22 protein-coding genes and 1 other annotated feature (1 of these 23 running past the window's edge) are annotated in these 23,960 nt (G+C 31.8%); of the genes, 6 read left to right on the forward strand and 16 right to left on the reverse strand.

Annotation, left to right across the window (positions count from 1 at the left end; all coding sequences use genetic code 11):
• Positions 1 to 7: 7 nt before the first annotated feature.
• Positions 8 to 916, reverse strand: coding sequence for a helix-turn-helix transcriptional regulator (locus BN1075_RS07830; protein ID WP_040192569.1), 909 nt, complete (start codon positions 914 to 916; stop codon positions 8 to 10).
• Between the two features lie 16 nt (positions 917 to 932).
• Positions 933 to 1,595, reverse strand: coding sequence for a B3/B4 domain-containing protein (locus BN1075_RS07835; protein ID WP_040192571.1), 663 nt, complete (start codon positions 1,593 to 1,595; stop codon positions 933 to 935).
• A 182-nt stretch (positions 1,596 to 1,777) separates the two neighbouring features.
• Between BN1075_RS07835 and BN1075_RS07840 the strand changes: the two genes are divergently transcribed.
• The 3 genes from BN1075_RS07840 (at position 1,778) to BN1075_RS07850 (ending at position 4,677) form a co-directional block, all read left to right on the forward strand.
• Positions 1,778 to 2,620, forward strand: a complete 843-nt coding sequence (locus tag BN1075_RS07840; RefSeq protein ID WP_040192572.1) for a patatin-like phospholipase family protein — start codon at positions 1,778 to 1,780, stop codon at positions 2,618 to 2,620.
• A gap of 134 nt (positions 2,621 to 2,754) precedes the next feature.
• The gene (locus BN1075_RS07845; protein ID WP_040192573.1) at positions 2,755 to 4,161 is read left to right on the forward strand and encodes an MATE family efflux transporter; all 1,407 of its coding nucleotides are present in this window, start codon (positions 2,755 to 2,757) and stop codon (positions 4,159 to 4,161) included.
• A 63-nt stretch (positions 4,162 to 4,224) separates the two neighbouring features.
• Positions 4,225 to 4,677, forward strand: a complete 453-nt coding sequence (locus BN1075_RS07850) for a MarR family winged helix-turn-helix transcriptional regulator (RefSeq protein ID WP_235777768.1) — start codon at positions 4,225 to 4,227, stop codon at positions 4,675 to 4,677.
• 89 nt (positions 4,678 to 4,766) lie between these two features.
• Here the strand turns inward: BN1075_RS07850 and BN1075_RS07855 are convergent, their stop codons facing one another.
• Both BN1075_RS07855 and BN1075_RS07860 read right to left on the reverse strand, forming a co-directional pair.
• Positions 4,767 to 5,942 (reverse strand): cation:proton antiporter, encoded by a 1,176-nt coding sequence (locus BN1075_RS07855; protein WP_040192575.1) that lies wholly within the window; start codon positions 5,940 to 5,942, stop codon positions 4,767 to 4,769.
• 20 nt (positions 5,943 to 5,962) lie between these two features.
• Positions 5,963 to 6,301, reverse strand: a complete 339-nt coding sequence (locus BN1075_RS07860; protein ID WP_040192576.1) for a hypothetical protein — start codon at positions 6,299 to 6,301, stop codon at positions 5,963 to 5,965.
• A 464-nt stretch (positions 6,302 to 6,765) separates the two neighbouring features.
• Between BN1075_RS07860 and uvsE the strand changes: the two genes are divergently transcribed.
• Positions 6,766 to 7,665, forward strand: a complete 900-nt coding sequence (gene uvsE / locus BN1075_RS07865) for a UV DNA damage repair endonuclease UvsE (protein WP_040192577.1) — start codon at positions 6,766 to 6,768, stop codon at positions 7,663 to 7,665.
• 164 nt (positions 7,666 to 7,829) lie between these two features.
• Positions 7,830 to 8,768 (forward strand): AEC family transporter, encoded by a 939-nt coding sequence (locus BN1075_RS07870; protein WP_040192578.1) that lies wholly within the window; start codon positions 7,830 to 7,832, stop codon positions 8,766 to 8,768.
• Between the two features lie 58 nt (positions 8,769 to 8,826).
• Here BN1075_RS07870 and BN1075_RS07875 read toward each other — a convergent pair whose 3' ends face one another.
• The 10 genes from BN1075_RS07875 to BN1075_RS07920 all read right to left on the reverse strand — a co-directional run bounded on the left by BN1075_RS07875 (position 8,827) and on the right by BN1075_RS07920 (position 18,130).
• Positions 8,827 to 9,198 (reverse strand): NifB/NifX family molybdenum-iron cluster-binding protein, encoded by a 372-nt coding sequence (locus BN1075_RS07875; protein ID WP_040192579.1) that lies wholly within the window; start codon positions 9,196 to 9,198, stop codon positions 8,827 to 8,829.
• Positions 9,198 to 9,581 (reverse strand): ArsR/SmtB family transcription factor, encoded by a 384-nt coding sequence (locus tag BN1075_RS07880; protein ID WP_040192580.1) that lies wholly within the window; start codon positions 9,579 to 9,581, stop codon positions 9,198 to 9,200. The genes BN1075_RS07875 and BN1075_RS07880 overlap by 1 nt, the downstream gene beginning before the upstream one ends.
• A gap of 378 nt (positions 9,582 to 9,959) precedes the next feature.
• Positions 9,960 to 10,442: a GNAT family N-acetyltransferase gene (locus BN1075_RS07885; protein WP_040192581.1), complete on the reverse strand. Its 483-nt coding sequence runs from the start codon at positions 10,440 to 10,442 to the stop codon at positions 9,960 to 9,962.
• A gap of 200 nt (positions 10,443 to 10,642) precedes the next feature.
• Positions 10,643 to 11,884 carry an NAD(P)-dependent oxidoreductase gene (locus tag BN1075_RS07890; RefSeq protein WP_040192584.1) on the reverse strand — a complete coding sequence of 414 codons (1,242 nt, stop codon included), beginning with the start codon at positions 11,882 to 11,884 and terminating at the stop codon, positions 10,643 to 10,645.
• Positions 11,885 to 12,051: 167 nt separating this feature from the next.
• On the reverse strand, positions 12,052 to 12,921 hold the full coding sequence (locus BN1075_RS07895; protein ID WP_040192585.1) for a hypothetical protein: 870 nt from the start codon (positions 12,919 to 12,921) through the stop codon (positions 12,052 to 12,054).
• A 245-nt stretch (positions 12,922 to 13,166) separates the two neighbouring features.
• A complete protein-coding gene (locus BN1075_RS07900; RefSeq protein ID WP_040192586.1) occupies positions 13,167 to 14,018 on the reverse strand; it encodes an undecaprenyl-diphosphate phosphatase in 852 nt (283 codons plus the stop codon).
• 17 nt (positions 14,019 to 14,035) lie between these two features.
• Complete coding sequence (locus BN1075_RS07905) at positions 14,036 to 14,641, reverse strand: hypothetical protein (protein WP_040192587.1); 606 nt, start codon at positions 14,639 to 14,641, stop codon at positions 14,036 to 14,038.
• A gap of 143 nt (positions 14,642 to 14,784) precedes the next feature.
• Positions 14,785 to 15,723 carry a tocopherol cyclase family protein gene (locus BN1075_RS07910; RefSeq protein ID WP_235777769.1) on the reverse strand — a complete coding sequence of 313 codons (939 nt, stop codon included), beginning with the start codon at positions 15,721 to 15,723 and terminating at the stop codon, positions 14,785 to 14,787.
• A complete protein-coding gene (locus BN1075_RS07915) occupies positions 15,716 to 17,155 on the reverse strand; it encodes an FAD-dependent oxidoreductase (RefSeq protein ID WP_040192588.1) in 1,440 nt (479 codons plus the stop codon). The genes BN1075_RS07910 and BN1075_RS07915 overlap by 8 nt, the downstream gene beginning before the upstream one ends.
• Before the next feature lie 267 nt (positions 17,156 to 17,422).
• On the reverse strand, positions 17,423 to 18,130 hold the full coding sequence (locus BN1075_RS07920) for a phosphatase (RefSeq protein WP_040192589.1): 708 nt from the start codon (positions 18,128 to 18,130) through the stop codon (positions 17,423 to 17,425).
• A gap of 284 nt (positions 18,131 to 18,414) precedes the next feature.
• On the opposite strand from BN1075_RS07920, the gene BN1075_RS21905 reads away from it, so the two are divergent.
• Positions 18,415 to 18,564, forward strand: a complete 150-nt coding sequence (locus BN1075_RS21905) for a hypothetical protein (RefSeq protein WP_197072289.1) — start codon at positions 18,415 to 18,417, stop codon at positions 18,562 to 18,564.
• A 55-nt stretch (positions 18,565 to 18,619) separates the two neighbouring features.
• Here the strand turns inward: BN1075_RS21905 and BN1075_RS07925 are convergent, their stop codons facing one another.
• Both BN1075_RS07925 and brnQ read right to left on the reverse strand, forming a co-directional pair.
• Positions 18,620 to 22,213, reverse strand: coding sequence for a 5'-nucleotidase C-terminal domain-containing protein (locus tag BN1075_RS07925; RefSeq protein ID WP_040192590.1), 3,594 nt, complete (start codon positions 22,211 to 22,213; stop codon positions 18,620 to 18,622).
• Positions 22,214 to 22,443: 230 nt separating this feature from the next.
• Entirely contained in the window at positions 22,444 to 23,793 is a 1,350-nt protein-coding gene (gene brnQ / locus BN1075_RS07930) for a branched-chain amino acid transport system II carrier protein (RefSeq protein WP_040192591.1), read from the reverse strand.
• A 122-nt stretch (positions 23,794 to 23,915) separates the two neighbouring features.
• Positions 23,916 to 23,960, reverse strand: a binding site (T-box leader) (it continues 277 nt past the right edge of the window).

Consider the following 23,960-nt stretch of genomic DNA (forward strand, 5'->3'; position numbering starts at 1 on the left):
TAAAGTATTACTTATACAGGTTAATCATTTTTTCTAATTTTTCTTTTATATTGTCTCTTAAAAATGTTGGTTTAATGACTTCTACGTTGTCTCCAAAACTTAAAATCATACCTTCTACCCAATTACTATAAGGTATTTTTATTACAGCTGTAGTATATCCCTTTTCCTCTTTAAGTTCTTCATACTCCTCAAAGCTCTCCAAAATTATTCCCTTAAAGTTATCTTTAAATCTCAACTCAATTTCTGTTCTTTCATAATCTTTTTCTTTAAAAACATCTTCACCAATAATTTCTTTTAATTCAAACTGTTCATCACAAACCTTTATATTTTTTATTCTTATTACCTTAAAAATTCTCATTTCATTTTTTAAAGTGCAAAAGCCGTAAACATACCAGCTTAAGGATTTAAAGATTATTTTATAAGGCTCTATTATCCTTTCAGTGCTTTCCCCATTACCATTAACATATTGAAACTTTATAGGATTTCTATTTAAAATTGCTTTATCTATTATATTTATAATTTTATTTAGACCTTCGCCCCTTCCCCATTTAGAAAAATCTATTATCAGTCTATCTTCTCTACCATTTTCATTTTTCTTGAGGCCTTCAAGTTTATTAATTAAAGCTATAGTTTTAGTATTTTCATATGAATTGTTTATTCCCTTCAAAAGCTTATTCACCAAAGCTGCTTCTTCCTTGGTCATTGATGAATTATTTACTTTAAACTCTTCAATTATCCCATATCCTCCACCATTGCCTTTGAAAGACACAATTGGAACTCCAGCCCTTTCTATGATTTCCATATCCCTTTGAATAGTCTTTATAGAAACTTGAAATTTCTCTGAAAGTTCTCTAGCTGTAACTCTTTCTCTATTATTTAAAATCATTATAATCGCTACTAATCTATCTAATTTCATTCTTTAACTCCAAATTTTATTTTACTATTTTCTTATCAATAACCTTTCCATTTGCATATTCCTTTAATAATTCAATGGCATAACTCATATATTCTTCTAATTCCTCATCTCCATCAAAGGAAATTATATTCATTAATATATGTCTGGTTCCTTCAGTAATCATGGCTCTTTCAGAGTCTGAAGTGCTACTCCCAAATTTTCCAAAATCATCTTGAAATACAGGAAGTTTTTCAAGGTTGATTGGGCCTCTACCTATCCCTTCATAGCTTTCACCAGTCTTCCCTATAACAAAGGTTATCTCACCTTTAATTTTACATAAATCATAGGTTCCTACTGAGTAACCACTGCTTAATGAAACTAAATTATTTATATCTACTACATTATTCACCTTATATAGCCCCAAGCCTTTAACAACTCTCTTTAAAAGCGACTCTGAAGAAAGCCTATATCTGCTAGGGTCTTTTCCTATAATTTTATATGCTCTTCTTGAGCTCTCAATGTTAGGAACCTTTAGAATATCCTCCGGATTTAACGCACCTTGTATTTCTATGCACTTTAAATTTATCTTTCTCCACAGCTCTTCATCTGAAGCTCTAACCCTTACTTCTACCTCCATACATCCAAGAGCTATCCTTGGACATTTTTCCTTTAATTCATCTGAAATACTTATATTAATCATTTAAAGTGTTACCTCCACTATTGTTTTCTTCTAAATCTTTGACTCAATACTCTTATTTTATCATGTAAACCATGTCTTTTTTGTATGCTAGTTTGAATTTTCAAAAATATGTGGGTATAATTTAAGTTGAAGTTTCAATTGCCAATTCATAGATTGGGCTACTCACTTAAGGAGATGAGATAATGAGCAGTATAATCCTTGAAGGAGGCACCTTTAGACCTGTGTTTAGTGCTGGTGTAATGGATGCTCTTTTAGATAATGATATTATGTTTCCATATTGCATTGGTGTTTCTGCTGGAATTACCAATGGATTTTCTTATATTTCAAAGCAAAAGGAACGAAGCTATAGAATTCTTAAAAATTATAGACATGATAAGCGATATATTGGAGCAGTAAACTTCTTAAAATGTAGAAGTATCTTCGGTTTAGATTTTGCTTTTGATGAAGTTCCAAATAAATTAGATCCTTTTGATTTTGAAACCTTCAATAAATATGATGGAAAAATCCTGGTTGGTGTTACTAATGCCGAGACTGGAAAATCAGAATATATGGATGGTAAAGAATTAGATGAAAAATGTACAATGATTCGTGCAACCTGTGCAATTCCATTATTCTTTCCTCCAATAAAAATAAATAATACGGATTACTTCGATGGTGGTTTATGTGACCCTATCCCTATACAAAAAGCAATTAATGACGGTAACAAAAAACACCTAATAATTTTAACCAGACCTAAAGGTTATGTAAAAACCTTAAGTAAAGGTAATGTTGCAGCTGCAAAAATATTAAATAAAAAATATCCAAAACTTAAAGATACTTTTCTTACTAGACATCTTCAATACAATGAAACAGTCAAATTTTGTGAACAGCTCGAAGCTGAAGGTAAAGCAATAATTCTTCGACCTACTTCTGTAGATGGTATTGATAGTTTTGAAAAGGACCTAAATAAAATTACCCATGCTTATGAACATGGATATAATATGGCAATTAATCGAATTGATGAGATTCGTAGCCTCTTAACTTAAATATTGATAATGATGAAGAGATAATTAAAGTTATTTCTTCATTTTTTTATATAAGTTTGTTGCATATGCAACGTTTTTATGATAAGCTATATTTCGTTGCAATCGCAACAATATAACAAGAGAGGATGAATTATATGTCTTTAGAAAATACACAAGATAATCTTGGAACGGAAAGTATTACTAAGCTCTTAATTAAATTTTCTATTCCTGCCATTGTAGGAATGGTTGTAAATATGCTTTATAACGTTATAGACAGAATGTATATCGGAAATATTCCCAATGTAGGAGGTCTTGCTATAACAGGAGTTGGTATCACAATGCCAGTAACTCAAATTATTACGGCCTTCGGGATGTTAGTTGGTATTGGTACATGTGCAAGCATTTCCATAGCCTTTGGAAAGAGAAGAAAGGATGAAGCAGAAGGTTATTTAGGTAACGGATTAACTTTAATCTTAATCATCAGTGCCATTATTGCTGTTTTCGGGAATATTTTTGCAGAGCAAATCCTAACTTTATTTGGTGCTAGCGAAAACACGCTTCCATATGCTCTTGCATATATAAGACCTTTATTCTGGGGTACAATCTGCAATTTATTTGCCTTTGGATTAAACAATTCTGTTCGTTCAGATGGGAATCCTAAAATCAGTATGTATACTATGATGATTGGTGCCGGAATAAACATAGTTTTAGATCCAATATTTATATTTGGACTTAACTTAGGTATTCAAGGTGCTGCCTATGCTACAGTTATATCTCAATTTATAGCTGGCTGCTGGGTATTATACTACTTCACTAAAAGTAAAAAATCCTCTATCAAACTTAAGACTTCAACAATGAAACTTAGTTTACCAGTAGTTAAGGGCATCTTAATGATTGGCCTTTCACCTTTCTTAATGCAAATGGCATCAAGTGTTGTTTCAGTAATAGCAAACAATGCCTTAATGACTCATGGTGGAGACTTAGCAATTGGTGCTATGGCAATCATAACATCAGTATGTTCAATTTTTGTGATGCCTATCTATGGATTAAATCAAGGCTCACAGCCTATTATCGGATATAACTACGGTGCAAAAAACTATGCACGTGTGAGACAAACTTATGTATATAGCTTAATAGCTTGTACCGTAATATTAACTATAAGCTCTGTAATTGTTCAAGCCTTCCCAGAGTTTGCAGTATCAATGTTCAACAAAGACCCACAGCTTACAGACAAAACAGTAGCTGGAATGAAGCTATTTTTGCTTTCAATGCCTTTAATTGGTATTCAAATGACAGCTTCGACCTTCTATCAAGCAGTAGGAAAACCAAAGAAAGCAATGATAATAAGTTTATCAAGACAAGTTATCTTCTTAATTCCAGCCTTCTTATTCCTACCTAGAATGTTTGGTCTTATTGGTGTATGGCTTGCAGGTCCTATCGCAGACACCCTTGCAGTAATGGTATCTGGTTTTATAATTTTCAAAGAGATGATAAGCTTAAAAAAATTAGATGCTGAAATGAATGAAGAAGAAGAATGCTACGCAGAAGAAATTTCTGCTTAATAATTGCCTAGATACTTAATAATTTAGTATACTAGTAAGTATAAACTTAGAAAAGGTAGTGTTATGATGAAACAATATGAAACTAAGTCTGTTGGAAGTTATATAAGTCACTTTTATAGAATTGGTTCCAGATTTCTCTCAAAAGAATATGAGAAATACGATATTGGCTTTGGGCAATACCAGTTTCTGCTTCAGCTATATCTTAAAGATGGAATTAGCCATGATGAACTAACAGAACTAGTTGCATTTGATAAGGCTACTACCACAAGGGCCATAAAAAAACTTGAAAGTGCAGGGTATGTTAAAACAGTTCTTAATGAACACGATAAAAGAAAATATCATATCTATCTTACAGATGAAGCTATAGCTAAACGTGATGAGATATTTGCAATTTCAATTCTTTGGGAAAATAAACTAATTGGCAGTCTGTCAGAAGATGAATTATCAACTTTAAAAAATATTTTAAGTAAAATAGAAATAAATATACCAGAGGAATTTCGTTCCCACCATAAATAAGCGAATTCTCACTAAAAAAGAGTTAGACATAATCATCTAACTCTTTTTTGATACCTAAATTATAATATTATCTTATAAAATCTACTTTGCTATTGATCTACCTGCGCTTCTCCAGATTTAAATATTGCAAATTTAGTGCATAAAGGTCCAACTAATTCATAAATTACTGTTGCAGACAAAATTATTGTTCTTATTTCTGGACCATATGCTGGTAATGCCTCTCCAACTAATAAGGATAAACCTATAGCTACTCCAGCTTGTGGAACTAATGTAAAACCTAAGTATTTTTGAACAACTGGTTCTGCCTTGGTTAACCTGCATCCTAAATATGCACCAAGAACCTTACCAATCACTCTAGCAAACACATATCCTAAACCTATCAATCCAACTGATTTTAGCACAGAAAGATCTAAGGCTAAACCTGATATTGTAAAAAATGCTATAAATATAGGATTTGTAAAACTATCTAATACAGTTAATAATCTACTTTTACCATTAGTTACGTTACTTATTACACTTCCTATTGCCATACATGTTAATATACTAGACAACTCAATACTTTCTGAAATTCCAACTGCCAATAATATAACTCCTATTGCTAAGCTCATAGTTTGATCTTTACTAGTAGATTTTTTATTAGCTAAGGTTAACGCACAACCTAATACTCCCCCTAAAAGAATAGATCCTCCTATTTCAATAAAAGGTTTTGCGATAGACATTATTGTTAATGCTTCTGAACCTTGAATTAATACTTGTGCCGCTGCTAAACAAATTCCAAATGCAATTACTGCAATTGCATCATCTATTGCAACCACTGGTATAAGTGTATTAACTAATGGTCCTTTGGCATTATATTGTTTTAACACCATTAATGTTGCTGCAGGAGCTGTTGCTGATGCTATTGCACCAATAGCTAAACTAAATGCTAATGGCTGTCCAAATACAAATACCATTACCAATGTTACAACTACTACAGCCATTAATGCTTCAAACAAAGCAATAATAATTATTCCCGAACCAATCTTCTTTAAGTTTTTAAAGTTCAATGAACTTCCAATACTATATGCAATAAATCCAAGAGCTGCTTGTGAGATAAGCTCTAACCCCTCTACAGCTTCTTTAGGTACAAACCTTAATACAAATGGTCCTATAACTATTCCTGCAAGTAAATATCCCGTTACCTTGGGAAGCTTTAAATATCCTACTAAAACTCCACAAAACATACCTGCCAAAATAACTATTCCTAAAATATATAACCAATTCATTTTATCTAAGTCCTTTCTTTTTAGTTAAAACTCCCTCCAATAACTTGTCCTAGTGGAACTGTAAATGCAATACCTGTTCCAGCCTTGTCCAACCCACCAGTAACATCATTAATTATCTCTAAAGCCTTACTAACTCTTTCCTTTTTTAATACTGTAAGAACAGTATAGTTTGATGTTCTTCCATTATTCATCAACATACTTAATGAAGAAAACAAGCTAAATTCTTCACAACCGCTTAATACATTTGCCATACCAACAGAATCTATAATTGTCGATCCCTTTATCCCCATATTGGCAAATTCAACCATAATTTTTTCTAATGTGTCTGAGTCATTTAATATAAATATTAAAAGTTCCATAATTTATCACCTTCCCAACCTTTAATTATACTCCTTTAAATTAAATAGTAAATCCCTATATCCTTATATATATGTTCAAATAGCTATTTCTCACCTTATACATGAAAATAACTTCAAAAATTCTTAATATTACATTGTTATACTGAATATTATAATATTAAAAGGAAGATGTTCTATTCATGACATCTTCTTTCGTCTAATGGCTTTTATATAAACTACAAATCAAAGCTTCCATCATAACATTACATACTATATATACTCCTTGAATTTAATATTAATTCTAATTATGTTTTGTTTTATGAAAATTTCACAATTAATTTCAACCTGATATTTTATAAAAAAAATAAGCCAGCTTTTTACTCACTTATTATTAACTATTATTTTATGAATTTAATTTTCACTTTAGTATATCCTATTTTTATTATGTAAAATCATTTTATGAATTATATTAGAGGAGAGTGTATATGATTAATCGAATTGGATATGCTTGTATAAACACTTCTATAAAAGATAACTTTAAGGACTGCAGACTAGCATCTATCTATAAACACGGCATCCCATTTTTAAAAGAAATAATTCTTCATAATTTAAATCTAACAAAGGAAATTCTTCTTTGGAATATAGATAAAAATATTCAAATGTATCGAGCTTCCTCAAAGCTTATTCCATTTTCTACTCATAGTGATATACTTCGCGACTTTAAATTTAGGTGGTATGAAGACACTGATATCCTTAAAGTGCTTACAGAAATCAAAAAAATTGTTTTAGAAAATGACATCAGACTTTCTATGCACCCAGACCACTTCACCGTTTTAAATAGCTTTAAAGATGCTGTTGTTGAAAAATCTATTCTTAATCTTGAATATCATGGAAAACTCTTAGAGAATATGTGCGGAACTGATTTAATAATTCATACTGGCGGAGTCTATGGAGATAAAACTAAAGCAATGAAAAGATTTATAGCTACATATAACAACTTAGATGTAAATATAAAAAAATATCTACGTTTAGAAAATGATGATGTATCTTATACCCTAAGTGATGTTATCGCAATATCTAAGACCTGTGGAGTTCCTGTTTTACTAGATATACATCATCACAACTGCAATAACGGCGGAATTTATAATATAAAGCCATTGATGAATTCCATTAATGATAGCTGGAAGCAAACTGGTATAATTCCTAAATGCCATATAAGTACCGGTATTAATGATTATAAAGATAAACGTCATGCTGATTACATATCTCCTGCAGATCTTTTTTCTTTTTGTGAACTAACTGAAGATATTAAAGTAGATTTAATGGTTGAAGCCAAACTTAAGGAACTCGCAGTATTAGAATTAAAAGGTTTAATAAGTATATAAAACAAAGAAAGGAATATATCCTTTCTTTTTAATTTATCCACAGTAGCTCTTTAAAACTCCTCACATATCAACAATATGTTGAGAAAATTATAATAATTATGTAGAATAATATAGTACAAGCTATCCATACAAGAAAATTCACTTAGCTTGAGAAAGTTGGCATTATGGAAAATTTAATATTATCTTTAAACGTTGTATTGCCTCTGTTTCTAACAATGGCTCTAGGATATTTTTTAAAACTAATTGGAATGTTCGATAAGAAACTATTAGATTCTATGAACAATTTAGTTTTTAAAGCTTTTTTACCTATTCTATTATTTAATAACATATATAAAACAAATCTTGATGGTGCACTAAATGTTAAACTTCTTTCATTTGCATTTCTTGCAGTTATAGGTATCTTCCTTGTTGTAACATTCTTAGTACCACTAATTGAAAAAGATAATCGTAAACGTGGTGTAATGATTCAGGGTATGTTTAGAAGTAACTTTGTTATCTTTGGATTAACCGTTGCCTCCTCAATGTATGATGAAAGTACAGTTGGGATTATTGCCATTTTAGTTGGAATTATAATTCCAACCTTTAACGTTTTAGCCGTAGTTTGTCTTGAAATGTTTAGAGGTGGAAAATTAAACTTTAAACAGCTCATTAAAGGAGTTATTACAAATCCACTTATAATAGCTTCTGTCATAGGAATTTTCTTCTTATACTTTGGAATTAAGTTTCCTACCGCTATTGAAAACTCCGTTAATGATATAGCCAAAATTGCAACACCGTTATCTCTTATTCTTCTTGGTGGCTCATTTGCCTTTAAAGATGTTAAAAAATATCTAAAACCAATAATTATAACTGTAATTGGAAGGTTAGTTGTAGTTCCAGGTATAGTAATTCCTATAAGTGTATGGGCAGGTTTTAGAAGCATAGATTTATTAGGGCTTTTATTAATCTTTGCATCACCAACTGCAGTATCCTCCTTTACCATGGCTCAGAAAATGGATGGGGACAGCGACCTTGCAGCTCAGATAGTTGTATTTACTTCTGCCTTTAGTGTTCTTTCAGTATTCCTTTGGATATTTACACTAAAACAACTTAACTTAATGTAATTTAGTAATAAAAAATAAGGTAGCAGAAATACTCTGCTACCTTATTTTCATTATAATATTAATGATGATCACAGCCATCATGGCTACAAGTATGATTCATAGAAAAAGCCTCAAGCTCACCTGCATTAAATTTTGCTAAATTTTCTTTAACATCTCCATTAGCTGCTTTAAACACCTTAATTCCCATATCATTCAATTTAACAATTGCACCTTGGCCTATTCCTCCAACTACAACAGCATCAACCACTTCTCCTGATAATGCTTTAAGTGGCTGGCACATTCCATGTTGATGTCCTAAATCTCCATTACCCACAACTTTAACCTGACCATTTTCTGAGTCACATATTATAAACATTGGTGCAGTCCCAAAATGTCCATAAGGAACACTATTTAACCCTTCGTCACAATATACTGGAAAACAAACTCTCATTACAATTCCTCCTTAAATCTCTTACAACAATTTTTTACTGCCTTACATTCAGCTTTGCATTGCAGATTATTTAAGTCCTTTACATTTAAATTGAATTTATCATTAATTGAATATACATCATCTTCAATTAAAAGTTTTATAAAACTCTGCGCTTCCAAAAGTATCTGTTTATTTAAATCATAAATAACATGATACCCTCTTTTATATCCTATAATCAATCCAGCTTCCTTTAAAATTTTTACGTGTTGTGATACTGCAGCCTCTGATATATCTAAGTGACGTGCAATTCCTTTTGCACATATGTTTTTTTTAGAAAGTAAAATTAATATTTTTAATCTAGTTTCATCACCCATTGCTTTAAAAACTTTAACATTCTCTATCATATATACTCCTTAATAATAAATTTAATTAAGTAATGACTTAATTAAATTATATTCTTCTTAATTAGTTTTTTCAACCTATTTTAAAATTTATTTTTACATCGCATTTTTTTATTTACTATAAAACAAAATCCTCCTTTTAATTCAGCAGAATATCTCTGACTTTATCCCAAGGAGGCATTTTCTATTATTTATCTAATTCATAAATTTCACTATATTTTTCATTTAAATATTCTGAGAAATATTTAGGATTTAACTCTTCTCCTGTAACTTCTAAGATTAACTCTGACGGAGTAAAAAGCTTTCCATACGTTTGTTTAATAATTTAGTATCTCCCATAATTTTATTTACTTTATATCTCTTACTACAGAATAATATTTTCTATGATATTTCAAAGATACTAATGAAATAATCTTTTTCTGGATAATCTCCAATATATTTTAATCCAGCTTTTACATAAAACTTCTTAAGTTTTTCATTACCAGCCCAACAGTCCAAATATAAAGTATATTTATTTGCACTACATTGAGCTTTAATCTCCTCAAGAACTTGATGTCCATACCCCAACCCCTGAATTCTTGGTAAAACAGCAATTCTAAAAAGATATTTCCCTTCTACTTGTCTATAAAATTCATTCTCTTCATTAGTTAATTCTTCTAAAGAAAAGGTTCCAACTGGGTGACCTTCAACTAAAACTAAAAATACTTTTCCAGCCTGTATATCTTTTCTAAGCACCTTTTCTTCCCATGGATATTCCCATTGATATATTTCTTGTGATATTAAATCATCAGTTACATCATTTAGGATTTTTAAAACTTTATTAATATCTGTCTGTCCAGCCTTTTCAATAGTTATTCCCTTCAAAATATCTCCCCCCATATATACAAATAAACCGCATACTTAAGTAAGTAACCAAATCTGTAATTTAGTTACCCAGACATACTCCCTCAAAGAAAAAGAAGAAGGAGTTACCTTAGTATACGGTCATTCCTATTTGATGTTATTTATATAATTCTACCATTTGTATGAAATACCTTTTCATATTACATAAAATGTATATTCATTTACTCTTTACAATATTCATCCATGGCATCTGCAACTTTCTTTGCATTTGCGGCTGCCTCTACAACAGTTTTAGCTCCTGTTACAACATCACCTGAAGCAAACACTCCTTTTTTAGTAGTATGTCCATACTCATCAACAGCTAATAACCCACCTCTGCTTGTAGCTAAATTGTCTGTATTGGCTACAATATTATTTTTGGGACTTTGGCTTACAGCTATTATTACTGAATCACATTCAATAATCTCTTCTGAGCCTTCAACTATTTTAAATACGGCCCTGCCATCTTCACCTATACTTTTTTCAACCGAAATAAACTTAACTCCATTGTCTAATATCTCAACTGGTGATTTAAATAATGTAAATTCTACTTCATCCTCTTGTGCTTCTCTAATTTCAAGTTTCGTTGCAGTCATTTCCTCAAAGCCTTTTCTATACACGACTGTAACCTCACAGCCACTTCGCTTTGCAACTCTTGCTGCATCCATTGCTACATTACCTGCACCAATAACAATGACCTTCTTACCCAATCTAAAAGATTCTGGAGACATTAAATAATTAATAGCGTAGTTTACATGTCCACTCATTTCACCTTTTATATTTAAAGTTTTTGGGTTCCATACTCCAGTTCCTATAAATACTGACTTGTATCCATCTTCTAATAATCGATCTAAAGTAACTACCGGTCCAACTAATGTATTATATTTTATTTTCACACCTAAGTCTATTAGCTTATCTTCAATTAAATCTAAAATACTATTTGGAAGCCTATATTCAGGAATTCCGTATCTCATTACTCCACCAAGTTTATGCTTACTTTCAAAGATAGTTATATCATAGCCTCTCTCTGCTAATATAAACGCTATTGCTATTCCTGCTGGCCCTGAACCAATTATAGCAATTTTAATACCATTCTTTTTTATATCCTTCGAATCCATATTTTTCAAGTATTCCATTGAGATATAATGCTCTATATCACCAAACTTAATCGGTTCTCCCTTAATACCTCTTATACAATTTCCACTACACTGATTCTCGTGTGGACAAACTATTGAGCATACTACAGATAAAGGGTTATTTTTAAACAACAGCTCTCCTGCCTCACTAATTTTATTTTCTTTATAAAGTTCTATAACCTTTGGTATATCAGTATTTATAGGGCAATTCTTCTTACATCTAGGCACTTTACACATTAGGCATCTTTCTGCATCTGCATTAATAATATTTAGGTCTAATTTAATCATTTTATCCCCCTGTTCATCTTTCGTAATATTAATTTATGTACATATTATCATTAATTTGTTATTGATAACAGTTAAATAATTCAAAATACTTAATCTTATTTTTAACAACATAAAAAGAAGGCTATTTCAAAGTAAACTTTGAAATAGCCTTTATAATTCATTCTATACTATTTTAAGCTTCCGTCAGCTACTTTATCCATAGCTTCTTGAACTGCAGTAACATATCCATTAACTTTTATAGATACTCCTGTTACAGCATCAGTAGTTTGAGTTTCTTCTGAAGATCCAACTTTTGATAAATCAAAATTATTTTCGATGATGAAAGCAGTTAATAAGTCAGCTTGTTGAGCCCAAGTAAACTCTTCTCCTTCTTTCATAACGTACTCACCTTTAGCGCATAATTCTCTCTTAGATTTTCCATCTTGTAAGTAATCGATAAATAGATCTACTGGTTTTTCTCCATCATAAGTGATTTCAACTATAGTAGTTCCTTTTTCGCCTTCTTGCTCGTATTTGTAAGTTTTTAAATCTTCGTTAGCTACTAATTTTCCAGCTTCAACTGCGTCCATAGCTTCTTTTATAGTTTCAACATAACCATTAACTTTTATAGATACTCCAGATACAGCATCTGTAGTTTGCTTCTCAGCAGTAGATCCTACTTTAGTTAAATCATAGTTATTTTCTTTTATGAAAGCTGTTAACTTGTCCACTTGTTGTGCCCAGTTAAATTCTTCTCCTTCTTTCATAACATACTCGCCTTTTTCGCATAAATCTCTCTTAGAGTTTCCAGCGTGCATGTAATCATAGTCGATGAATAAATCTGAAACTTCACCGTTTTCGTATGTTAATTCAACTATAGTTATGCCTTTTTTATCTGCTTTTTTGTAAGTGTAAGTTTTTGGACCTTCTTTTTGTCCTTGCTCTTGAGTTTGTCCATTTCCTTTGTCTGCTGAATCATCTTTTCCACATCCTACTAAAGTTAAAGATGCAATAGTCATGATTCCTGCTAATAATAAAGCAATTTTTTTCTTATTCATTAAAAAACAACCCCTTGTTAATAATTTATCGTTTAATATAATTATAACGGGTATCGAAAAAAATGCAACTGTTTTCACAATTTTTTTAAATTTACTGTTTTTTAAGATGATTTTGCTTTTTATTCGTGCTTTTCGCCATATTTAGTTTATACGTATTTTTTTACATATAAATCTAATTAAACCATAAAAAGTACAAAATTCGATTCTTCTGTTGTCTTGTATTTATTTTAATACCATTTTAGATGTTATAAAATTATCATGCCTTTAAGCACCAATACAGCTAAAATCATTCCTGCGATTAATCTGTAAATCGCAAAAACTCTCATTGGTTTTTTCTTTAAAAACGCTATAAACTTTTCCATTACAATTAACGCTACAATAAAAGCAACGATAAAACCGAGTATTAGAGCTATCCACAAGCTTAAATTCATAATTGAATAATTAAATTCAAATAAATCTTTACCTGAAGAAACTATCATTGCTGGAATTGCAAGAAAAAATGAAAACTCTGCTGCTATAGGTGTTGATAATCCAGCAACCCATCCTCCCATTATAGTAGATGCACTCCTCGACATTCCAGGCCACATAGATAATACCTGAAATACTCCCACCTTTAAAGCCTGCATTGGTGTAATCTTATCGATATCTACGGTTGGATGATTAACCTTACTAAACATATACTCAATGATTAATAGTAAAATCCCCCCTACAATAAATCCAACTATTACAGCACTTGGCTCAAATAAAGACTTAATATTGTCATAAAACAACATTCCAATAATGCCTGCTGGAATAGACCCTATAATAACATTAATTCCAAATCTAAACCCCGTAAGCCCCTTTTTCCCACCAGTAATAATATACTTAAAAAATTCAATAACACTGTCCTTAATCTTTTTCCAATAAAGAACTACAACTGCTAAAATAGCTCCTAGTTGAATTACGACCTCAAACATCTTTGCAAATTCACCATGAAAGTTTATAGCACTTCCAACTAGAATCATATGCCCCGTAGATGATACTGGTATAAATTCCGTAAAACCTTCAACAATTGCAATAATAATTGCCTTAAGAATAAAAATTATATCAATCCCCATAGTTTCCCCTCCAGTTTTTAATTTCCATTACCAGCCACATTATCTCCTGTGACTCCTAATAAAAGTTCAAAGAAAGCTGCATCATTCTCAACTACCCACTTTTCTCCATTCTTTGTTAAGTTAATATCCCCACTTCTATCCTCATACTCTATAGCTTTCAATTTCTCGTAAAAAATACTGTTACCCAATAAAAAGTATTCATCTTTTGGTATTGTAGATAACACATCACTAGTATATGCTAAGGTTAGCAGATCCCCTAAATACCCCTTAAATGCTTTAGATATATTTCCACCTTTTAATGTAACATTTATGGTCGCTTTTTCATTTTCAATGTTCTCTGAATTAATTTTATACGACATTTTACCTAGAACTTTATTCAATAAATCTTGTGTTTCCTCAGTCATTCCGCTGGGAACTTCTTTACTAAGTTCCTCTGAATTCCCCAAAATTGATTTATTTATTGCATCAGTAACTAATACCTTTACTTCCTCTCTCTTGCCTGCTCTTAACCCTTCAAGCACCTTTTCAACCTCCGAAGTTGGTGTACCATTTCCACAAGCTGTCACTCCAACTCCTATAACAAGTATTAGTATAATGCTTAAATATCTTTTTAGTATTTTCATATTCATTCCCCCCATTCAATTAACCTTTTATCTTTTCCATTAATTTCTATTATAAACCATTTTTTAACTTTATCAACCAAATTTCATTGGACGTTTTAAAGGTGGCAATACTCTTATTTTTTTAGAATATTACCACCTTAGGATTAATCAGTAACGTATTCAAAATTACAATTGCTGCTCTTTAAATTAAATTCTAATTTCTCCTCTATGAAGAATTTAAAATTAGCTATACACCCGCAATGTTCATGAATTGATCTTGCTAAATGTCCATTAATAGGTGCTAAAATTCTCTGAGGATTTTCCTCATTTAGTTCTATTTCTAATCTATATTTTCCTCTTTTTAATATCATTCCAGTACTATCATTTTTCAAAATCTTTACCCCATTATAAGTACATAATTTATATTCCATGCCCTCATAATAAACTACACAAATACACCCCTTAAAACTTCTTCCCATAAAAGGAATATCTGCTATCGCTGCAACTATTGAGCATACTCTATTTTTAAAGTCATTGCATTGAATCCATGAATAGTTTTTAGGGAATGACGTACCCCAGTCTTTTTCAATGTATCCTACTCCTCCATCAAAGTTATATACTTTATCATTAATTGTAACTTTTCCACTTAATCTGTGTCGTAAACTTATAATTTCATGATTACACTGCATTTTAGATGAGAACGGAGCAAACGGACCCATAATGTTACTATCTAACTTCACCATATCGGCATATTTAATACTTCCCTTTATACTTAAGTCTTTCTCCTTAATATCAATGGTTATTCCATCCTCTGAGAAATTACTATTTCCTATTCCTATTGATAATCTTTCTCCACTTACATTAAACTCCGGATATAGATAATGCACAAAATACGAATTATCATTGGTTACAACCTGAATAAAAACCAACCGGTTCCCCTTACTATCAACATTCATACCTGGAATAAAGGCAATACACTCATCAGCTTTCTGATGTTTAAAATACCAGCCTTCAAAATAATTATTCTTTTTATTTTGGCCATAAAAATATTTTGACTTAGCCCTTTTTAGCTTGAGTTCGTTAATTAGCTCTTTGTTACTCACCATTAAGCCCCCTTTGTGCTGGGCTTTCTATCCAATTTCCCTTGTAATCAAACCTTGAGCCATGACATGGACAATCCCAGGATAATTCATCAGGATTCCACTTTACTTCACAACCTAAATGAGGACATTTAGTTGACACTATGTGGTTTTTTCCATGTTCATCTTTATATATGCCAACCTTTTCCCCCTTATATTCAATGATTCCTCCATGCCCCGCCTTAATATCCTTAAGTTCCGCATCGGGTATATGAAAAAACTGTGAAGTTAATCCTTTAATAGCTTCTACTCCATCTTTTATAATGTTTGCCATTGAATCTGATATATCAAATCTTTTAGGCGAAAAAATCTCTGCATACTCACTCTTCCTGCCCTTAATCATGTCTGTAATTATCATTGCAGAAACCATTGCAGTGGTCATTCCCCACTTTTTAAATCCAGTGGCTACATAAAGGTTTGGAGTCTCCTTAGAATACTGTCCAATAAAAGGTATATCATCTGCTGGCATACAATCTTGAGCAGACCAGTTATATACCTCTTTAGCCTCTGGATAAATCCTTTTTGCCACCTTCCTTAGTTCCTCATACCTTCCACCAACTTCATTATCACCACAACGATGAGAACCACCACCTAAAAGCAGAAGATTTTTATATTCTCTAAAAGAATAACCCTCTTCATCAATTCCAATATACATTCCATTGATATTCTGCGCATTTTCTAATGCAATTACGTAGGAGCGTTCTTGATGCATTCTCATAAAATAATATCCTGGAAAATTTATAATTGGGTAATGAGTTGCTATAACAATAGCTTTTGCAGCTATAATATATTTATCAGTTGTAACAATATTGTTCTTTATCTCAACAGCCCTTGTATTTTCATATATAGTTAATTCCTTTGCTATTTCCTTTAAAAACATTAATGGATTAAACTGGGCCTGATTATTAATCTTCAAGGCCTTTTTCACGCTAACTGGGAGCTCTATATTGTCTAAAAGCTCTGCTTCAATGCCAAGCTTTAATTCAGCTTCATATTCTTGTACCAAAGCCTCAACATTATCAACTGTATAAAGATAATTTGGTAATTCCTTAAACTCACATTGTATATTTTTTTTCTTAATTATTTCCTTGTATTTATCTATAGCCTTTTTATTAGCCTCAGCATATTGCCTTGCTTTATTTTCTCCATATTCTCTTATCAATTTATTATATATAAGTTCATGTTGAAGTGTAATTTTTGCAGTTGTCCTGCCTGTATTACCCTCACAAATCCTTCCAGCATCAATGATAGTGCAGTTAACACCTTCACTTTTAAGCATGTAACCTGTTAATATTCCTGTTATCCCAGCTCCTATTATTAATACATCTGTATCAATATTTTTATCTAAACTAACCCCATTACTTAAACTACATTCATACTGCCATACTGACTTCATAAAATCACCTTGTATAATGAACTCATATTAAAAATTCATTATACTTTTCCTTTCATAATAATTTTTATTAAACTTAACATAAGACGCTATGGATTAGTTCAATAACCTCATGATTAGTATTCCATTTTAATGATTTTATAAACTCCCAATACGTAAACACCTTTCATTAAATTCGACTATCCAAATTAAAATTTGTTAATTAACAAAAAAAATATACGGATAAGGGGTTCCCTTATCCGTATACCATCAATTTATTAATACCTTTTATTAACTAAAAATATAATCTAAAACATCTTCTCTAAAATTCCATACAAGTTCCTCTGGGAAGTCCATTTCCTTTAGCAGCTTATAGCAATTATCAAATCTACCTACATCATAATATATATGTGCGTCACTTCCTAGCATAATTTTTACTTCATGCTCCTTGCATAGCTTTAAAATTATTTTATAGTTCTCTAATCCATTCATTCTAAAGCTTTTAGGTGACAGTGAACTGTTATTCATCTCTAATGCAACTTTTTTTTCTTTTGCTGCTAAAACTAACTTTTCATAATCAACAGGAAATCTGCTGTCATCAGGATGTCCTATAACCTTTACCTTTGGATTATCCATTGCCTTAATCATAGCTCTAGTGTTTTCTTCAATATTGCCTGCTTTAATACATGGTCCGTGAACACTGGCAATCATGTAATCTAATATCTCTACAACTTCATCTTCCACATCTAGATTACCATCATAATCAATTATGTTTGCTTCAATTCCTTTTAAAACTCTGATGCCGTTAATCTCCTCTTTTATAACCTTCATGTTATGGAAATAAAATGGATGCGCTGTTCCTGGCATTGTAACAGCGTGGTCAGATAATCCCATTATTTTTAAGCCATTCTCCTTTGCACCTTCAACATTTTCTTTTAATGTGCTAAATGCATGTCCACTAGAAATAGTATGAGTATGTAGATCTATTATTGCTTTCATTTTATCACTCCGTTCCTTTTAAGTGAAAGACAAAGTCCTTGATTTGGTTACTTAAACTTACTTCTTCATATTCATAAAGAAAACATGTTTTCTTACCACTTTCACTTCTTTTAAGTTTAGTATTACGCTTACGTTTAATTTTATTATATACTTCTTCAATATTCATTCCAATAAAAATTATAGAACTATGTAAATTTCCTTTATTATATTTACATTTTCACTTCATGAATATAATCCATTTATATTCACAAAATATTATTGATATAAAATAAGGAGGCTTAATTATGAACCTAGAAGACGATAAAAAACTATGTGAAAAAGCTAAACAAATGCTGATTGACGGTCAATCTTATGATGAAATTAGAGCAGAAACTCACCTTAGGTTAAAAGATATAAAAAGAATAGAACGCGAAGAAGCAAGCTCTCACTTTTAAAAATAAAATACCTCTGGAGAATAACCTCCAGAGGTATTTTTTGTTTTAAATTATTTTATGCGTTCTTTTTTCTTCTCTTATATACAAATCCACCAACTGCTACCGCTGTGATACCCATCATAGCTACCATATCAGCACCTATAGGAGCTCCTGTTTGAGGAAGCTTTCCTGGTTTATTTGGCTTTTCTGGTTTTTCTTCTGGTTTTGGAGGTTCTGGTTTTACTGGTTTCTCTGGATCAACTGTATCATCTACACCAGCAACAAGAACATTATAATCAACCTTTGGAATACCGTTTTCTTTCCAGTTCTTAGCCATTGCATCTCTCATAACAACAAATGTATCTTTGGCTTCTGTTGCTTTAGAGAAATCATAACCATCTCCGCCGGTTAACATAAAGTCATTAATTACTACTGAATACTCTGTCTTTGGATCAATCTTAGTACCATCATTTAATCTGATAGATGAAACCTTACCTGTTTCAGCATCATACCAAACTTTGATTCCAGCAAATTGTCCCCATCCAAAAGTCTTAGTATTAATACCATGTTCAATTATCTTAACTAACTCTTCACCTGTAACTTTAACAGTTACTAGAGTATTATCAAATGGTAAGATTTCATACATATCTCCTACTGTTATCTTTCCAGCAGCAAGAGTTCTTCTGATTCCACCCCCATTTGTTAACCCAATTTGAGTTCCTGCAATTTGTCTCATAGTTTCAGCTACAATAACTCCTAGAGGTGTTACACCTTCATTTCTTCCTTCATGACTAAGTTCAGTTTCTGTTGTTGTAATTACTTCAGCCATCATTGGAGCTAACTCATCGTTATGATCCTTAATTTTAGCTGCAACAACCTCATCTACTGGAAGATTCTTAACATTTTCATATAATAATTTCACTGATGGTTCAGTAACTAGTAAATTATTATCTTCATTAAATTCAAAGCTTACTGATGCAAGTCCTCTTCCATTATATCCACCTTGTACTATAGGAATTGCTTTTCCATTTCTGTCTACTGTTCCAGATACAAAAGCATGATTGTGACCAGAAATCACAGCATCAACACCTTCAACCATAGCTATATCTGCTGCTTCTCCTGTTATAACTTTAGTTTTACTATCTTGATATGCAGCACTGTGTGCTAAGACTACTATTGCATTTGCACCTTCGTCCTTAACCTTATCTATATAGCTGGCAACAGTTTTTGCTGGATCTAAGAATTCTACGTCCTTAACATTTTCAGCAAGGGTCTTTTCTGCTGTTTCCGGAGTCGCAATACCTATTATTGCAATTTTGACTCCATTCTTTTCAACTATTTTATAAGGTTTTGCATAATCTACTAAGTCATGTGTTCCCTTCTTAACAACATTAGCTGCTATGAAATCAAAACCACCATCTTTTGCCCAAGTAGATATTCTATTAGAACCCCAGTCATATTCGTGATTTCCTATAGCTGAAGCTACAAGTCCAATTTCTTTTAACATATCTGTTACTGGAGCTCCATATTTGATATTAGAAATTGCAGTTCCTTGATATAAATCACCAGCTGATACTGGAATTACACCATAACTGCCATCTTCCATACCTTTATAGCTATTAATAACCCCTGCAAGCTTTGCAGCTCCAATATTTTTTCCTGATTCTAAAACATTACCATGAAAATCATTGAAGCTAAGAAACTCTACAGTCTTCGCAGTTCTTAAAGCATTTAATTGAGCTAATTTTTCTGTTTCACCAGCTGCAGTAAGCTGTGCAGATACTTGTTCCCAAGTTAGTGGTTTGCTTACTATGCCATAGCTCATCTCTTGAGTTAGAGTTCCATCATTAATTAACTTAACAACTTCTGCTCTAAGTTTATTATCATACTTTATTCCTGTTAGTTTCCAGTTTCCATCAACTTTACGAGTTATTGTTCCACCTTTAACTTCAGTAATATATCTAGCAATCATATCTCTTATGTCTGATAATGAATCATTTGTAGATTCGTAAACCTTAGTATGTTCTCCATCATCAAACATTGGAGCTAAATTAGAGCTATATCTGTAATCATTCACGGTTAAATAAATTTCATCAGCATCAGTTACAGCTTTTCCATCGTTAAATTTTAAATTTTCAACTCTTTCCCCAACCGGCCTAGATATATTAAGTTCATAGGAAACTCCACTTAACATATCATACTTGTATGATGCAAAGCCTGGATTAAATGAAATTGTTAAATCACCTTCTTCAAAGGTATTATATAGGTTCGCAGTCCACTCTAAATATTTCTTCAACTGCTTTCCTGTAGTTTTAATTGTATATAACTTATTATCAAATTTATAAATATTAGCTAAATCAGCTTTAGTAATATCTCCAGAGTCTAAATTAGATGTAGCTGAAAGCATTGCTGCTCCAGATACATGATGAATCTTTGAGGTATCAATTCCTAAGGATTTTAAATGTTGGTCGCTATAATAAAGTTGTACTTCATTTATTAAATCAGTTACCCCTTGATCATTTACAAAGGATTGAGGTATTCCTTTAACTTCATCTTCCTCTGCTAAGTTTTCACCGTCTAATTTACCAATCACACCATTAGCATCTGCCTTAGCTATATCATCATATTTCTTTAGCTCACTAGTTAAAGCCTCATCTACTGGTGAGTTTTTTTCTAATTTAATTACACTTGAAGTTTTATTTACAACTTTAGCTCCATCTGCTGTTTTTTCAATTTCTAAAACAGTCTTAGAAAGACCTTGTCCATTATTAGTTGGCTGAGTTACTAAAACACCATTTACTACTTCCTGTTGAATTGTAGTGTGACTATGTCCAGCAACTATTACATCGACTTCTGGATTTAAATTAGCGATATCTGTTGCGCTATCACCATTACCATATTCAGAGGTTAATCCCATATGAGAAGTTACAATGAATACGTCAGCCTTATCTTTTATTTCAGACATAACTTTCTGAACTTCTTCTGCTGGATTAGTTGGTGTATATCCTACTAATTTATCAGCATCCCATTTAGTTATATTATTAGTTACAACACCAATAATAGCAACTCTTACTCCATCTACTGTTTTGATTGTGTATGGTTCGAATACTCTTGTGCCATCTTTATAAAGATTTGCACATAATACTGCAGTTCCCCCCGCTTTAGCTTGCTCTGCAATTTTATTTAATGTATTCATTCCATAGTTAAATTCATGATTTCCTAGACTAAAAGATGTATATCCAATTTTATTCATTGCATATACCATTGGGTTAATATTATCCTTTAGAAATTCATCTGTTAAAAATAAATGATTGTAATTCCCTTGTATTGTATCCCCATTGTCAACAACTATTGTATTTAAATTGCTAGCCATTTCATTTTCTACAACAGTTGCAATTTGGTTTAGACCACCTGCGGCTTGTGACATAGTCGCATAGTCATAGTTCAAAAACTTTCCATGTAAATCTGTAGTAGCTAAAACCTGAATTTTTACATTCTCGTCAGCTGCTGGTTCTGCCGTTGGTTCAGTGCTTAAATTTTCAGTAGTTTCAACGTTTACAGATTCTTTTGTCTCATCTGCATACGCACTTAATACGTTTGCAGGTAGAACAAAAGATAAAGTTAAAACTAAGCTGGTAAACCAAGCAACTAACCTTTTGTTTCTTTTCATTCATATCCCCCCATTACAAAATTTTGAACATTAATATATATGTTCCTACCCTAATTGTATTATTCCAATATATTTAAATCAATCCTTTTATTGTAATTATTCTTTTTTATTTCATCTTCTCTTTTTTTAACATAAAAAAGCCTAAAGCAACTATTTTTTTAGTCACCTCAGGCTTCATATTATAAAAAATTTTAATATTTATTATACTCTTTTTACTGATTATATTTTTGTTAATCCATTACCTCTTTACCATTTACTGATTGCTCACTACCAGACTTTTCCTTAACTAACATCACAACAACTCCAACAGCCATTCCTGACAATGCTGGAACAATCCATCCCAAACCATCAGCATATAGTGGCAATTTTTCAAACAACTTTACTACACTTCCTAAATTTATCCCAGCCTGTCCTAAAGCGTCAACTATACTCACCACTCCAGTAAATAATATAGTTAAGCTGTACACAGCTGAATTTCCATTAAAGAACTTATCTAGACAGCCTAAAACTATAAGCATTATAGCTATAGGATATATTGCATTTAATACTGGTACTGATATTGATAATATTTTTGTTAAGCCTAAGTTTGCAACAGTCATGCTAAATAACGCTAAAATCGCTACCCAACTTTTATATGTAACCTTTTTAGTTAAAGTTGTAAAGTATTGGCTGCAAGAAGTTATTAATCCTACACAAGTTGTTAAACATGCTAAAGTAAATACTACAGCTAAAAGCACTGCTCCTGGCTTTCCAAATATATAAGTCACTACATGAGTCAGAGTTTGAGCTCCATTTTCAGTTGCTCCAAATCTTCCGCCACTAGTTGCACCTAAGTGTCCTAAAATAGAATATATTGCTATTAATAGTCCTCCTGCTATCATTCCTGCCTTTATTGAAGTTGAAACCACTGCCTTTTCCTCTTCAACGCCTTTAGTTCTTATTGCCATCGCTATCACAATTCCAAAATTTAGTGCAGCTATAGTATCCATTGTAAGATATCCTTCTAAGAAGCCTGTAACAAAAGCTGAGTTAACATAAGCTCCGGTTGGCTCTCCATAAGCCCCTAATGGCTTTACTAACGCTGAAACAAATATAACAGCTATAAGAGTTAAAAGTGTTGGAGTTAACACCTTGCCCATCCTATCTACAAGCTTTGTAGGTGAAAGTGATAACCAATATGCCACTGTGAAAAATACTAAAGTAAATAAAAACATTGCAAAGGTAAGTGATACACCTTCTGGTAAATATGGTGCTACAGCCATTTCAAATGGCAGGCTTCCTGCTCTTGGAATACCAAGACATGGCCCTATTGATAAATATATTAAAACTGTAAATACTGCTGAAAAAACAGGATTCACTCTATCTGCTAATAAGTTTAATCCTCTAGACTTAGCAACAACAATTACTCCAAGCACTGGAAAACCTACTGCAGTAATAAAGAATCCTGCCATGGCCACCCATGTTGCAGCACCTGCTGTTTGCCCTAAAAATGGTGGAAATATTAAATTCCCAGCTCCAAAGAATAGTGAAAATAGCATTAAGCTAACTAATAATAAATCCTTTTTTGATAATTCCTTCATAATAATCCGTCTCCTTTAACGTTGCTTTTAATCTTGCTCTTAATTTCTGAATAATAATGTCGCTCTCAATATCCATCCAAGTTCCCCCTTTAAACAATAAAAAAACCGCCCCTTGTAAAAATACAAGGGACGGACCAATCCGCGTTACCACCCTAATTCTATGATAA

It is taken from the genome of Clostridium culturomicium (genome assembly GCF_000821305.1).
Taxonomy (GTDB): domain Bacteria; phylum Bacillota; class Clostridia; order Clostridiales; family Clostridiaceae; genus Clostridium_J; species Clostridium_J culturomicium.

Excerpts from the sequence above, each read along its gene's own strand:
- BN1075_RS07830 (WP_040192569.1), bottom strand. The coding sequence starts at position 916 with ATGAAATTAGATAGATTAGTAGCGATTATAATGATTTTAAATAATAGA.
- BN1075_RS07835 (WP_040192571.1), bottom strand. The coding sequence starts at position 1,595 with ATGATTAATATAAGTATTTCAGATGAATTAAAGGAAAAATGTCCAAGG.
- BN1075_RS07840 (WP_040192572.1), top strand. The coding sequence starts at position 1,778 with ATGAGCAGTATAATCCTTGAAGGAGGCACCTTTAGACCTGTGTTTAGT.
- BN1075_RS07845 (WP_040192573.1), top strand. The coding sequence starts at position 2,755 with ATGTCTTTAGAAAATACACAAGATAATCTTGGAACGGAAAGTATTACT.
- BN1075_RS07850 (WP_235777768.1), top strand. The coding sequence starts at position 4,225 with ATGATGAAACAATATGAAACTAAGTCTGTTGGAAGTTATATAAGTCAC.
- BN1075_RS07855 (WP_040192575.1), bottom strand. The coding sequence starts at position 5,942 with ATGAATTGGTTATATATTTTAGGAATAGTTATTTTGGCAGGTATGTTT.
- BN1075_RS07860 (WP_040192576.1), bottom strand. The coding sequence starts at position 6,301 with ATGGAACTTTTAATATTTATATTAAATGACTCAGACACATTAGAAAAA.
- uvsE (WP_040192577.1), top strand. The coding sequence starts at position 6,766 with ATGATTAATCGAATTGGATATGCTTGTATAAACACTTCTATAAAAGAT.
- BN1075_RS07870 (WP_040192578.1), top strand. The coding sequence starts at position 7,830 with ATGGAAAATTTAATATTATCTTTAAACGTTGTATTGCCTCTGTTTCTA.
- BN1075_RS07875 (WP_040192579.1), bottom strand. The coding sequence starts at position 9,198 with ATGAGAGTTTGTTTTCCAGTATATTGTGACGAAGGGTTAAATAGTGTT.
- BN1075_RS07880 (WP_040192580.1), bottom strand. The coding sequence starts at position 9,581 with ATGATAGAGAATGTTAAAGTTTTTAAAGCAATGGGTGATGAAACTAGA.
- BN1075_RS07890 (WP_040192584.1), bottom strand. The coding sequence starts at position 11,884 with ATGATTAAATTAGACCTAAATATTATTAATGCAGATGCAGAAAGATGC.
- BN1075_RS07895 (WP_040192585.1), bottom strand. The coding sequence starts at position 12,921 with ATGAATAAGAAAAAAATTGCTTTATTATTAGCAGGAATCATGACTATT.
- BN1075_RS07900 (WP_040192586.1), bottom strand. The coding sequence starts at position 14,018 with ATGGGGATTGATATAATTTTTATTCTTAAGGCAATTATTATTGCAATT.
- BN1075_RS07905 (WP_040192587.1), bottom strand. The coding sequence starts at position 14,641 with ATGAAAATACTAAAAAGATATTTAAGCATTATACTAATACTTGTTATA.
- BN1075_RS07915 (WP_040192588.1), bottom strand. The coding sequence starts at position 17,155 with ATGAAGTCAGTATGGCAGTATGAATGTAGTTTAAGTAATGGGGTTAGT.
- BN1075_RS07920 (WP_040192589.1), bottom strand. The coding sequence starts at position 18,130 with ATGAAAGCAATAATAGATCTACATACTCATACTATTTCTAGTGGACAT.
- BN1075_RS21905 (WP_197072289.1), top strand. The coding sequence starts at position 18,415 with ATGAACCTAGAAGACGATAAAAAACTATGTGAAAAAGCTAAACAAATG.
- BN1075_RS07925 (WP_040192590.1), bottom strand. The coding sequence starts at position 22,213 with ATGAAAAGAAACAAAAGGTTAGTTGCTTGGTTTACCAGCTTAGTTTTA.
- brnQ (WP_040192591.1), bottom strand. The coding sequence starts at position 23,793 with ATGAAGGAATTATCAAAAAAGGATTTATTATTAGTTAGCTTAATGCTA.